Annotated in this window: 14 protein-coding genes; 10 read left to right on the top strand and 4 right to left on the bottom strand. The window is 37.5% G+C overall.

Annotated elements, in window-relative coordinates:
* Positions 1 to 442: 442 nt before the first annotated feature.
* The 8 genes from WBN20_RS10320 (at position 443) to WBN20_RS10285 (ending at position 4,270) form a co-directional block, all read left to right on the top strand.
* Positions 443 to 901 carry a DUF4199 domain-containing protein gene (locus WBN20_RS10320; protein WP_424281622.1) on the top strand — a complete coding sequence of 153 codons (459 nt, stop codon included), beginning with the start codon at positions 443 to 445 and terminating at the stop codon, positions 899 to 901.
* A 7-nt stretch (positions 902 to 908) separates the two neighbouring features.
* The gene (locus WBN20_RS10315) at positions 909 to 1,364 is read left to right on the top strand and encodes a DUF1801 domain-containing protein (protein ID WP_424281621.1); all 456 of its coding nucleotides are present in this window, start codon (positions 909 to 911) and stop codon (positions 1,362 to 1,364) included.
* Between the two features lie 10 nt (positions 1,365 to 1,374).
* Positions 1,375 to 1,761 carry a VOC family protein gene (locus tag WBN20_RS10310; protein ID WP_424271840.1) on the top strand — a complete coding sequence of 129 codons (387 nt, stop codon included), beginning with the start codon at positions 1,375 to 1,377 and terminating at the stop codon, positions 1,759 to 1,761.
* A 51-nt stretch (positions 1,762 to 1,812) separates the two neighbouring features.
* Complete coding sequence (locus tag WBN20_RS10305) at positions 1,813 to 2,373, top strand: YtxH domain-containing protein (RefSeq protein WP_424271839.1); 561 nt, start codon at positions 1,813 to 1,815, stop codon at positions 2,371 to 2,373.
* A 76-nt stretch (positions 2,374 to 2,449) separates the two neighbouring features.
* The gene (locus tag WBN20_RS10300) at positions 2,450 to 2,773 is read left to right on the top strand and encodes an ArsR/SmtB family transcription factor (RefSeq protein ID WP_424281620.1); all 324 of its coding nucleotides are present in this window, start codon (positions 2,450 to 2,452) and stop codon (positions 2,771 to 2,773) included.
* 10 nt (positions 2,774 to 2,783) lie between these two features.
* A complete protein-coding gene (locus WBN20_RS10295) occupies positions 2,784 to 3,272 on the top strand; it encodes a DUF6428 family protein (RefSeq protein WP_424281619.1) in 489 nt (162 codons plus the stop codon).
* A 21-nt stretch (positions 3,273 to 3,293) separates the two neighbouring features.
* A complete protein-coding gene (locus WBN20_RS10290; RefSeq protein ID WP_424281618.1) occupies positions 3,294 to 3,815 on the top strand; it encodes an N-acetyltransferase family protein in 522 nt (173 codons plus the stop codon).
* A gap of 35 nt (positions 3,816 to 3,850) precedes the next feature.
* A complete protein-coding gene (locus tag WBN20_RS10285; protein ID WP_424271835.1) occupies positions 3,851 to 4,270 on the top strand; it encodes an arsenate reductase ArsC in 420 nt (139 codons plus the stop codon).
* On the opposite strand, the gene WBN20_RS10280 is transcribed toward WBN20_RS10285, so the two are convergent.
* The 3 genes from WBN20_RS10280 to WBN20_RS10270 all read right to left on the bottom strand — a co-directional run bounded on the left by WBN20_RS10280 (position 4,267) and on the right by WBN20_RS10270 (position 7,892).
* Complete coding sequence (locus WBN20_RS10280) at positions 4,267 to 6,078, bottom strand: GNAT family N-acyltransferase (RefSeq protein WP_424281617.1); 1,812 nt, start codon at positions 6,076 to 6,078, stop codon at positions 4,267 to 4,269. The genes WBN20_RS10285 and WBN20_RS10280 overlap by 4 nt on opposite strands.
* 84 nt (positions 6,079 to 6,162) lie before the next feature.
* Complete coding sequence (locus tag WBN20_RS10275) at positions 6,163 to 7,416, bottom strand: aspartate kinase (RefSeq protein ID WP_424281616.1); 1,254 nt, start codon at positions 7,414 to 7,416, stop codon at positions 6,163 to 6,165.
* The gene (locus WBN20_RS10270) at positions 7,413 to 7,892 is read right to left on the bottom strand and encodes an N-acetyltransferase family protein (RefSeq protein ID WP_424271049.1); all 480 of its coding nucleotides are present in this window, start codon (positions 7,890 to 7,892) and stop codon (positions 7,413 to 7,415) included. Before WBN20_RS10270 ends, WBN20_RS10275 begins: the two co-directional genes overlap by 4 nt.
* 111 nt (positions 7,893 to 8,003) lie before the next feature.
* Between WBN20_RS10270 and fbp the strand changes: the two genes are divergently transcribed.
* Positions 8,004 to 9,026 carry a class 1 fructose-bisphosphatase gene (gene fbp / locus WBN20_RS10265; RefSeq protein ID WP_424281615.1) on the top strand — a complete coding sequence of 341 codons (1,023 nt, stop codon included), beginning with the start codon at positions 8,004 to 8,006 and terminating at the stop codon, positions 9,024 to 9,026.
* Between the two features lie 25 nt (positions 9,027 to 9,051).
* On the opposite strand, the gene WBN20_RS10260 is transcribed toward fbp, so the two are convergent.
* Positions 9,052 to 9,474, bottom strand: coding sequence for a TerB family tellurite resistance protein (locus WBN20_RS10260; protein ID WP_424281614.1), 423 nt, complete (start codon positions 9,472 to 9,474; stop codon positions 9,052 to 9,054).
* A gap of 286 nt (positions 9,475 to 9,760) precedes the next feature.
* On the opposite strand from WBN20_RS10260, the gene WBN20_RS10255 reads away from it, so the two are divergent.
* On the top strand, positions 9,761 to 11,841 hold a 2,081-nt coding region (locus WBN20_RS10255; protein WP_424281613.1), incomplete at its 3' end, for a ligase-associated DNA damage response DEXH box helicase.

Below are 11,841 nucleotides of genomic sequence, written 5' to 3'. Positions count from 1 at the left end.
CGCTCACCAATTAATTATATTGTTCAAGGATTAATTCATGGGTTTACCAGAATTGTTCCTGGAAAGGCTGTCCAAAATATTATTAATAAGGATGACAAAAAGGGCAAAAAAAACAAAAAAAGTAACTAAAAAATGCTGCCCTGCCCTTCATTATTTCCTGCGAGTAACAAAGGATTTGCTTTTATAAATATAATATTTCCCAGTGATTGGGGATAAATTTATGAACCACAAGGAATTCTAAAAGCGCCATTAAAACTTATGTCTCCAATATCCTGATAAAGCCGAACGCGAAACGGCGAGCACAGGTAATCCGAAGCGCTAAATCAATGAACATCATTTAATTAGTGATTTTTCAAACAACAAAAGAAGCAATTTAGTATTTTAGTATGAATTGTTTTTTACCCCTCCTTTTTAGTTTTGAACCAACATAAAAAACCAGATCATGAAAAACACGGTATTTAAATTTGGTGCTTACGGGTTTTTCTTTGCGCTGCTCGTTTTCCTTTTGGTCCTCTACTTTGGGAAGGAGCTTGAATCTTCCATCCAGGTTATCATCGGATATGTAACCATGACACTTTCCTCTTTTTTTATTTTCTTTGGGATAAAACACTACAGGGATATAGAAAATAATGGTAAAGTAAGTTTTGGCCAGGCCCTGCTTATAGGTATACTCATTGCCCTTATCATCGCCATTGGTATTGCAATTGCAGATTATATCTACACCACAGTACTTAACCCCGGTTTTTTTGAGGAATATAAGGCGATGATGCGTGCAGATGGCTATGAAGGAACAATCCCTGAATACAGCAGTGTCTTCATGGCCATGTTAATGAGTGTTACCGTATTATGCATTGGTTTTGTTGTTTCATTATTATCTACTCTACTACTACAGCGAAAATAAAACAGCTATGCAATCAAAAGCCAAGACACCAAAAGAATATATTTCCGAACTGCCGGAGGACAGAATACAGCCCATAATGAAATTGCGCGAAACTATCTTAAAAAACCTTCCCGGGGGTTTTGAGGAAGTTACGAGCTATGGCATGATAGGTTATGTTGTACCGCATTCACTGTATCCGGACGGATACCATTGTAATCCTGTGCTCCCTTTGCCATTTATAAATATTGCCTCACAAAAAAACTTCATAGCCCTTTATCATATGGGGATTTATAGCGATAAAGATTTATTAAACTGGTTTGTAACGGAATATCCCAAATATGTAAAGACCAAATTAGATATGGGTAAAAGCTGTATTCGTTTTAAAAACATAGACCATATTCCCTATAAATTAATAGGCGAATTAGTAACAAAGATGACAGCTAAACAATGGATAAATCTTTATGAACAGGCCTGGAAAAAATAACTAAAATATTATGAAAACAAGAGTAACGGGTTTAGGTGGATTTTTCTTTAAGACCAAAGATCCTGACAAAATAAAGGACTGGTATAAAAATCATTTGGGGTTAAATACAGACCAATATGGTTGTACATTCTGGTGGAAAGACAAGGCAGGCAACGATTGTTCTACACAATGGAGTCCTTTCAGGCAAGATACCTCCTATTTTAAACCAAGCAAAAAAGAGTTTATGATGAATTTTCGGGTAGAAAATTTAGAAGAATTATTGAAGGAATTAAAAGCAGAAGGTGTAACGGTGGTAGGAGAAATAGAAGAATACGAATACGGCAAATTCGGATGGATTCTTGATCCTGAAGGTAATAAGTTAGAGCTTTGGGAACCAGTAGATAAGGCATTTCTTTGAACCAAATATTATTATTACATTTAAAAGTACATTAACCAATAATTTATAAACATGTCAGAAGAAAATAAGGATCCCGAAGACAAAGCAGAAGGCGCCTTTGATAAAGCTAAAGGAAAAGCCAAAAAAACTGCAAAGGAAGCCAAAGAGAAAGCCAAGGAATTTGCTGAAGAAGCTAAGGAATCTGCTGAGGAAGCCAAAGAGAAAGCTAAGGAATTTGCTGAAGAGGCCAAAGAATCTGCCAGTGAATTTGCTGAGGAAGCAAAAAAAGCCACCAACGAATTCAAGGAAAATGCCAAAAGAACTTTTAGCGAAGAAAATCCGGATTCGGGCCGTAATGTCGCCATTATTTCACATTTAACTATAATTGGATGGATTATTGCACTAATTATGAACAGTAATAACAAGACATTGTTAGGGTCGTTTTATATCAGGCAGACATTGGGTATCTATATCTTGGGTTTAATAATATCCTGGATACCCTTTGTTAATTTTATCGGTTGGATTTTTGTTTTCATCTTATGGCTAATTAGCCTAATTGGGGCATTCAACATCTCTGATAAGCCCGTACTTCTGATAGGTGAATTCTTTCAAGACTGGTTTAAAAGTTTATAAATAAAAAGCCGGATTTCTGCAATCCGGCTTTCTATTTATATATTATTATCGTAATATTGCAATATATAAATATGTAATGGGTGCCACCAAAACGCAAATATTTACTGCCGCACAAAATGAACTGGCGATTATCTTAAAGGTATTGGCCAACCCCGCCCGGATTGCCATCTTACAACATATTAGTAGTCAGAAAGACTGTATCTGTAATGATATTGTCGAAGAAATAGGGCTTGCACAACCTACCATTTCCCAGCATTTAAAGGAACTCAAGAGTATTGATTTAATTGAGGGTGAAATAAGCGGTAAAAGGGTTTGTTACTGTATCAACCAAAAGAAATGGCAGGAAATACTCGCCTTAATAAATGATTTCTTTGATAAAACAAATGTAAACTGTTGCTAAAAACGACCTAATGAAAACAAAAGAATTTTTATCGTTATTGAACGAAAGCGGAAATAAAGAATTAGTATTTGACTACAACAAAGGGGCAATAGTGGGGGCTAACTATCACCTTACTGAGGTAAAAAATATCATAGTTGACTCTGTTGATTGTGGTGCGGGAACTGATTTTTGGAAAGAAACCATAGTCCAACTCTGGGAAAGTCCTGACGAATTAGACAAAACAAGGTATATGACTGTTTCTAAAGCACTTCAAATTCTTAACAGGGTAAACGGAATTAGACCTATGGAATTAGAAGCCGAGCTTAAGATTGAATATGGCAATGCTAACTTCCACACCACACAGTTATTTATTGAAGGGCACCAAATTCTTGAAGATCGTTTACTTATTAAACTGGCCGTGGAAAAAACCGATTGTAAGGCGAAGGAAGAATGCAGTGTACCTGTTGAAATTAATGCAGAGAAAGAAGCCTGTTGTTCTCCCGGTGGAGGTTGTTGTTAGTAATTCCATAATATAGCCCAGATGTCCAGAATCCATTTAACCAGGCCAAGCCTTTTAATTTTAGAAATGTCTGAGGCGCATTGGCCTGCAATTGCTCAAATATATAAGCAAGGGGTTGATACAGGTTTTGCTACATTTGAAAAAGAGATTCCCTCCTATGAGCAATGGAATGGCAATCATATTTCAAGTTGCAGGTTAGTAGCTCTAAGAGATGATAAGGTCTTAGGCTGGGCAGCGCTATCTCCCGTCTCTGGCAGGTGTGTTTACGGAGGAGTAGCTGAAGTAAGTGTTTATGTGGCCGACAACGCACAAAATTCAGGCATTGGTATACTTCTTATGGAAGAACTTATTACCACTAGTGAAAAAGAAGGTTTCTGGACTTTGCAATCGGGTATTTTTCCCGAAAATACGGGTAGCATCAAACTTCATGAGAGAGTTGGATTTCGCTATTTAGGTAAACGCGAAAGGATAGGCCGGTTAGACGGAATTTGGAAAGACAATTTGCTATTTGAAAGACGAAGTAAAATTGTTGGTATCAATTAAAAGATTTTAAATCGAAAACTTAAAAAGTAATTAGCATGAAAAATATCTTGGTACTGTGTACAGGCAACTCCTGCCGAAGTCAAATGGCACATGGCTATCTCAATACACTACTAAATGGGAAAGCCAAAATATACAGTGCGGGAATTGAAACGCACGGACTGAATCCAGGGGCAGTGTCTATAATGAAAGAGGGGGGAATAGACATTTCGTCGCATACCTCAAATAATGTAAATGAATACGATGGAATCTCCTGGGATTTTATAATTACTGTCTGTGACCATGCCAGGGAAAACTGCCCCTATATTCCTTCAAAGGACGCAAAAAGGATCCATCACAACTTTTTTGACCCTTCTAAAGTAATTGGAACAGAAGAAGAAAAGCATGCGGCATTTTTAAAAGCACGAAATGAGATAAGAGATTTTTGTAAACAATTTGCAGAAAAGGAAATGAACTAGGTAGTCCCACTATTTTCGGTAAGTTTTCTTTCCAACTCTGCCTGGAATTCTTCCATCACCGGCCTTACCGTACTTTCAGGTAAGTCTGCAATTTTTATATACATAAGGCCGTCCACTGAATTATTAAATAAGGGATCAACGTTAAATGCAACCACCCGGGCATTTTGTTTAATATACTTTTTTATGAGTACCGGTAATCGCAGGCTACCGGGTTCTACTTCATCTATTAGCCTGTCAAATTTGTTAAGATCAGCTTCGGTCTCATCAAATATGAATTCCTTATCCGCATCATTTAATTTCACTTTAAATTCCTTTTTCGGCCTGATATATTGTGCTACATATGGATCCCAATAATTTGATTTCATAAATTCTATCATCAGGGACTTGGAAAAATTTGAAAATTGGTTGCTTATGCTAACTCCACCAATTAAATATTTATGTTCGGGATGCCTTAATGTAGTATGAACTATGCCTTTCCAAAGCAGAAACAAAGGCATTGGTTTTTGTTGATATTCCTTTACTATATAGGCACGGCCCATTTCAATGGATTGCTGCATCATTCCATATAATTCAGGTTCAAACCCAAACAGATCCTGTAAATAGAACCCGTCAATACCATAGTTCTTAAAAATCTCCGAACCCATCCCCATCCTATAGGCACCCACTATTTTCTTTTCGGCATTATCCCACAGAAACAAATGGTGGTAGTAATAATCAAATTTATCCAGATCAATAGAATTGTTTGTCCCCTCGCCTATTGCCCTGAATGTCAGTTCTCTTTGTCTTCCTATTTCCTTAAGAATAAAAGGCATATCCTTTTCCTGGGCCAAAAACACTTCATAATTCTTACTTTCTAATAAGCGGCAATCCTTCTCTCTTAATTTTTCTAATTCGCCTTGTATTACCTCCGTCCTTATTTCACTGGCTATCTTTCTTGGAGGTTTTGGTATTTTTAAAGTGGTGGGTATCTGGTCTATTAAACGTTCTTTTTCATATGCATTTGCAAGCATATATGTTTTTTTACGCAACAGTTCTGAAAACTCCTCTAAGCTTGCATGTTCCTTCTGGGTTTGGACCGTAATAGGTTGGCCTATTCTTACTTTGATAGCCCTGTTCCTTTGTGTAGTAACTTCAGAAGGCAATTTAGCCGTCCTGAAGATATCGTTGAACTTTGATAAATGATAGAATAATTTACTATTCTTTGCATGAAAATAAATGGGAACTATAGGCACCTCGGCCTTTCTAATCAGTTTTAATGCCGATTCTTCCCATGGCTTGTCAACTATAAGTTTCCCATCTTTATAGGTAGATACCTCTCCTGCCGGGAAAATACCCAGGGGATGTCCATCCCTTAAATGGTTCAAAGCGTTTTTAAAACCTGCAATACTACTTTTGGTATCTTTGTGGTTTTCAAAAGGGTTCACAGGCATAATATAGGGCGCCAGTGGCTCAATCCTGTGAAGTAAAAAATTAGCAATAATCTTGAAATCCGGTCTTTGTTGCAACATCAACTTTAGAAGTAAAACCCCATCAATACCTCCCAGCGGATGATTGCTTATAGTAATGTAGGCTCCATTTTTAGGAAGCCTCTTAAAATCATCTTCCGGAATTTCAAAGTTTATTTCATAATGCTCAAGGATGGCTTCCAGGAATTTAGGCCCTTCTAATTCCTTATGCTTGTCATAAAACTTATTAATATCAGACAATTTGGTTAACCTTACCAGGATCCATCCCATAAACGCTCCCAAAAAACCATATCGCTGGAGATTTATTGCCTTGGCTACTTCTTTTGCAGTGACTAAACCCATAGATTACGCAACTATATATAAGTAAATATAGGAAAATCAAGAGGAGAGCCCCTTATTTTAACATAGTAAAAAACTGCTTTTAATTTATTGCTTTACCACGATTTGCAAGGTTTCCTTTCCGCGCTGTTCTAAAAGAACATCTCTCCCGTTCTGTAAAGATTTTATGGCCTCTGTATTAAAATGTCGGATAGTATACAAAGAAACATCTTCATGACAGACTACCTTAAACTTACCAGACAGTTGATCCAATAAATCACTAAGTCGGTTATATTTGTTATCTACACAAACGGAAAAACTAATTGCGGAATTTTGTATAAGGTCTACCTTCATTTTATAATCGTGCAGTAATTTAAAGAGGTCACCTATACTGTCTTCAACAATAAATGAAAAATCCAGGGAAGAGAGCTTCATCAACACCTGGTTCTTCTTAACAATAAAACAAGGTATCTCGGGTTCAATCCCTATACCTTTGCCAACTGTGGTGCCAGCATCCCGGGGATTAATAAACGATTTTACGTGCAATGGTATTTCCTTTCTCTGTAGCGGCTGTAAGGTCTTGGGATGGATTACCGAAGCCCCATAAAAAGCCAGTTCTATAGCCTCGCGATAAGATATTTTGTTTAAAAGACTTGTCTCTTCAAAATACCTCGGATCTGCATTAAGAACACCGGGAACATCTTTCCATATGGTAACAGAATTGGCATTGAGACAATAGGCCAGAATAGCAGCTGTATAATCTGAACCTTCTCTGCCGAGTGTTGTGGTAAAATTATTATCATCACTTGACAAAAATCCCTGTGTAATGTATAATTTGTTTTCTTCTACACCCTTTGAAATTAACCCTTGTGTTTTTTCCCAGTTTACCCTGCCATCTCTATAGTTGTCATCGGTCTTAATAAAATCCCGAATGTCCATCCAGTAGTTTTTTATACCTACTTCATTCAAATACATGCTCACTATGGTAGTTGAAAGTAATTCACCATAACCCACTACCTGGTCATAAACAAAACTGTAATTCGGAGATTTGTTCCATGCTAAGAAGCCCCGCACTTCTTCAAAAAGAAGATTAACCTTTTGATAAACCGGATGTTTTTTATCTTCAAATAAGGCCTCCAGTATGGTTTGATGATATAAAACCACTTCGTCCAAAGCATTTTTTAATCCCACCTGCTTATCAAAATACGCCTTAACCACAGCCTCCATTGCATTGGTCATTTTTCCCATTGCCGAAACCACTAAAAACGTATTCTGATGACCAGTCTCTTTAAGGACTTTAACTAAATTAATGATTCCCTCAGCATCCTTAACCGATGCTCCTCCAAACTTAAATACTCTCATAACTTGCTTAAATATTCCTGAATCCCTCTTTCATCTAAATGCACCACATCCCAATCGCGCAATACCTTGGCTCCTTTCTTTTCATAAAACTCAATGGCCGGATCATTCCAGTCGAGTACATCCCACGATATACGTTTAACGCCTAATTTGGCTCCAAATTTTACAACCTCGTCAAGAAGGGCTGTGCCAAGGCCACTGCCCCGGAAGGCCTCTGAAACAATTAAATCTTCCAAATGTATTACAGGGCCTTTCCAGGTTGAATACCTGGGATATAGCAAGGCCATTCCTTCAACATTCTTATCTATAACCCCCACAAAACATTGAAATAATTTTTCACTCCCAAAACCATCCTTCACCAGTCGCTCTGTTGTCATCTCAACAGCATGCGCCTCTCGCTCGAAACTTGCCAATTCCTTTATTAATTCCAAAACAGCGGGCATATCCTCTGCCACTGCTTCCCTGATTTGATATTCCATAATTGTTACAAATAAAACACAAAGTTATAAATTTAAACAACTAAGAGGTCCGGAAAACCTTATAGTTTAACAAAATAACCGATATTTGTACTCATATAAACAACCTTTTTTATGGATAAAAAATATAAAACTCTTGGTGAATTTGTCATTGAAAATCAGGCTTCATTTCAATACTCTTCAGGGGAATTTTCCAGACTGATAAACGCAATTCGTTTAGCCTCTAAGGTAGTAAACCACGAGGTGAATAAGGCAGGGCTTGTGGATATCCTCGGCGCAGCAGGGGATACAAATATCCAGGGTGAAGATCAGCAAAAACTGGATGTGATGGCGAATGAAATATTTATACAAACCCTAAAAAACAGGGAAATAGTCTGTGGCATAGCGTCAGAGGAAGAAGATGATTTCATCAGTGTTAACAGCAGTGATGAACTGCATCAGAACAAATATGTTGTCCTGATTGATCCTTTAGATGGTTCCTCCAATATTGACGTAAATGTATCTGTAGGTACTATTTTCTCTATTTATAGAAGAATTACCCCCGTTGGAACTCCTGTTACCCTTGAAGATTTTCTTCAGCCAGGCATTAACCAGGTAGCTGCCGGTTATATAGTCTATGGCACCTCAACCATGCTTGTTTATACAACTGGATTCGGAGTAAACGGATTTACACTAAATCCGGCTATTGGCACATTCTATCTATCCCATCCGGATATGCAGTATCCCGAAACTGGTAAAATATATTCGGTGAATGAAGGTAACTATATTCATTTTCCCCAAGGTGTAAAAGATTATATTAAATACTGTCAATTGGAAGAGGAAGACAGGCCATACACATCAAGATATATTGGTTCTCTGGTTTCAGACTTTCACAGAAATATGATAAAGGGTGTCATTTATTTGTATCCTAAAAGCAGCGTTGCATCTAATGGTAAATTGCGACTACTCTACGAATGTAATCCAATGGCATTTATTGCAGAACAGTCGAATGGAAAAGCGAGTGATGGGTATAAAAGAATAATGGAAATACAACCAAAAGAATTACACGAACGTGTACCTTTCATTTGCGGTAGCCCAAAAATGGTAGAAAAAGCGGAAGAATTTATGGCCAGACAAAGAGACCAACAAAACAAGTAATACTTTCTTTTTATATTTCCTTCTGCTAATGCTTTAGGATATATAGATAATCATCAAAATTAAATCTTCCACTAAAAATGGCCACAGACTTTTCTATAATGCGGTTCGCTTTTTTAACTGGGAAACCCAATCCAATAGCGTATTTCTTTAGCAATACCATTTCCTCATCATCAACTTGATGATCTACATAGATTAATTTAAATAGATCGTATAATCGTTCCAGGCGATCTTCTAAACTGTTAGACGGAGTTATGGGATATTTGTTAGATTTCTTCATAACCTCCTTGTATTCCCCATTGGTAATATCAAGTTTAAGGGCAAAACGATCTAATAAACCCTGTTCTTTGGGATTAACCTCGCCATCAACAGCTGCAAGAGATGCCAGAGAAGCAAAATGTGCTAAATTTCGACGATGTTCACTATGAAAGTATAAATCTATTATAGGCATAAAACAGTACTTTTATAAGCTACAAAGATACTTTTTTTAAAGGTTATAGTTTTAACAAACATTCAAAATATTTAACAAATTACACCATTTGACATTCTATATTATCGATCGGTTTCAAAGAGAAATTTGTAAATTCACTGAGCTATTCACGGCCTCAATATATGTAGAAAGCAAAATCTCAAACAGTTAGGGAACAATCCTATATAAAAAATCAGGACATTGAAAAGATAAGTATCTGTTAGGAGTAAACTATTACCCATAAAAATCAAAAGCCAGAAGGGAAAGAATGACAAAACAACAACTTTATAATCTGGCAGAAGATTGGTTTAGGCAACAAGACTGGAAGCCTCACCCTTTTCAATTAAAAACCTGGTCGGCCTTTTTAGAGGGGAAACACGGTCTGCTAAATGCCCCTACGGGGAGTGGTAAGACCTATGCACTATGGTTTCCTATAATCTTAAACTATCTTAAAAACAACCCTGATTACAAGACAAAACATAAAAAAGGTCTTAAAGCCATTTGGATTACTCCCTTAAGGGCGTTGTCACAGGAAATAAAGCAATCCGCAGAAAGAGTGATCCGCGATTTAGATATTCCACTTACCGTGAATATACGCTCCGGAGATACCACAACTGCCGAAAGGGCCAGGCAAAGGAAAGTAATGCCCGACCTGCTTATCACTACTCCTGAAAGTCTCCAGTTGCTTTTGGCTACAAAAGGATATGATGCAATTTTTAAGAACTGCTCTGCTATTGTGGTAGATGAATGGCATGAATTGCTGGGTACTAAAAGAGGGGTTCAAACAGAACTTGGGCTATCACGACTTAAAGGAATTGCAAAAGATATACGTATTTGGGGTATTTCTGCCACCATTGGCAATCTTGAGCAGGCCAGGGAAGTACTGCTGGGTCCGGAATCTTCTGCTCATCAAAATTCTGTGATGATAAGAGCCAATCTTAAAAAAAAGATTACCGTTAAGAGTATAATTCCTAAAGAAATGGAAACTTTCCCATGGCGGGGGCATTTGGGTCTCCGCTTGCTCGATGAAGTTATTCCAATAATAAATAATAGCAGAACAACCCTGCTATTTACGAATACCCGAAGTCAATGTGAAATCTGGTTTCAAAAAATCCTTGAAAAACATCCGGAATTAGCAGGCGAAATTGCCATGCATCACGGGAGTATAAATAAGAAAACAAGGCAATGGGTGGAACAAGCTATAAGAAATGAAAGCTTAAAAGCTGTGGTTTGTACATCCAGTCTGGATCTCGGTGTAGATTTCGCACCAGTGGAAACAGTAGTCCAAATTGGTGGACCAAAAGGTGTTGCCCGGTTTATGCAACGGGCGGGAAGAAGTGGTCACAGGCCAGGAGAAGAAAGTGTTATATATTTCCTTCCTACCCATGCCATTGAACTTGTGGAAGCTTCAGCGCTGAAACAAGCGGCAGAAAAGAAAGCAGTTGAAGACAGACTTCCTTATCTCAATAGTTTTGATGTATTGGTTCAATACTTAATAACTCTTGCAGTCTCAGATGGTTTCTTACCGGACAAGATCTTTCCGGAAATTAAGCAAACTTTTTGCTATCAAAGTATTACAGTCGATGACTGGCACTGGCTTTTAAATTTTATCGTATTGGGAAGTCAGAGTTTACAATCCTATGATGAATACAAAAAAGTAGAGGTAGATGAAAACGGAAAATTCAAAGTTACCAATCGTGGGGTTGCCATGAGGCATAGGTTTCAGATAGGCACCATTGTTGGTGACGCAAATATTACTGTTCGTTATCAAAAAGGAGGTTATATTGGCACCATTGAAGAATATTTCATTTCAAAATTAAAGCCGGGTGATGTATTTACTTTTGCGGGGAGAAATCTGGAATTTATCCGTATAAAGGAAATGCAGGCTCACGTGCGAAATTCATCCAAAAAATCTTCAAAGGTCCCGGCATGGATGGGCGGTAGATTAACACTATCTGCACAAATGTCAAAATTGCTGAGAGAAGAGCTTTACTCAGCACAATTGAATGAAAAAGAGCAGTCCCCGGAAATTAGGGCTCTTAAAACAATATTTTCCAGACAACAGTTAGAAAGTATAGTACCTAAGCCCGATGAATTTTTAGTAGAAACCTTTCAAACCCAGGAGGGATACCATCATATTTTTTATCCTTTTGAAGGCAGATTTGTTCATGAGGCGATGGGTAGTTTACTTAGTTACAGAATTAGCCTGCTATCTCCAATTACTTTTTCTCTTGCTTTTAATGACTATGGTTTTGAACTCTTGTCGGATAAAGAACTGGATATGCAACAGGTTCTTGATAACGATTTATTTACGACCTCATACCTGATTGATGATCTTCAAAAAAGCTT

It is taken from the genome of Eudoraea sp., from assembly GCF_049665975.1.
Classification (GTDB): Bacteria; Bacteroidota; Bacteroidia; order Flavobacteriales; family Flavobacteriaceae; genus Eudoraea.
This window is presented reverse-complemented; position numbering and strand designations above follow the sequence as displayed.

Coding starts and splice junctions, on each gene's coding strand:
- WBN20_RS10315 (WP_424281621.1), top strand. CDS start 909: ATGCAATCAAAAGCCAAGACACCAAAAGAATATATTTCCGAACTGCCG.
- WBN20_RS10310 (WP_424271840.1), top strand. CDS start 1,375: ATGAAAACAAGAGTAACGGGTTTAGGTGGATTTTTCTTTAAGACCAAA.
- fbp (WP_424281615.1), top strand. CDS start 8,004: ATGGATAAAAAATATAAAACTCTTGGTGAATTTGTCATTGAAAATCAG.
- WBN20_RS10300 (WP_424281620.1), top strand. CDS start 2,450: ATGGGTGCCACCAAAACGCAAATATTTACTGCCGCACAAAATGAACTG.
- WBN20_RS10260 (WP_424281614.1), bottom strand. CDS start 9,474: ATGCCTATAATAGATTTATACTTTCATAGTGAACATCGTCGAAATTTA.
- WBN20_RS10305 (WP_424271839.1), top strand. CDS start 1,813: ATGTCAGAAGAAAATAAGGATCCCGAAGACAAAGCAGAAGGCGCCTTT.
- WBN20_RS10295 (WP_424281619.1), top strand. CDS start 2,784: ATGAAAACAAAAGAATTTTTATCGTTATTGAACGAAAGCGGAAATAAA.
- WBN20_RS10320 (WP_424281622.1), top strand. CDS start 443: ATGAAAAACACGGTATTTAAATTTGGTGCTTACGGGTTTTTCTTTGCG.
- WBN20_RS10280 (WP_424281617.1), bottom strand. CDS start 6,078: ATGGGTTTAGTCACTGCAAAAGAAGTAGCCAAGGCAATAAATCTCCAG.
- WBN20_RS10285 (WP_424271835.1), top strand. CDS start 3,851: ATGAAAAATATCTTGGTACTGTGTACAGGCAACTCCTGCCGAAGTCAA.
- WBN20_RS10270 (WP_424271049.1), bottom strand. CDS start 7,892: ATGGAATATCAAATCAGGGAAGCAGTGGCAGAGGATATGCCCGCTGTT.
- WBN20_RS10290 (WP_424281618.1), top strand. CDS start 3,294: ATGTCCAGAATCCATTTAACCAGGCCAAGCCTTTTAATTTTAGAAATG.
- WBN20_RS10275 (WP_424281616.1), bottom strand. CDS start 7,416: ATGAGAGTATTTAAGTTTGGAGGAGCATCGGTTAAGGATGCTGAGGGA.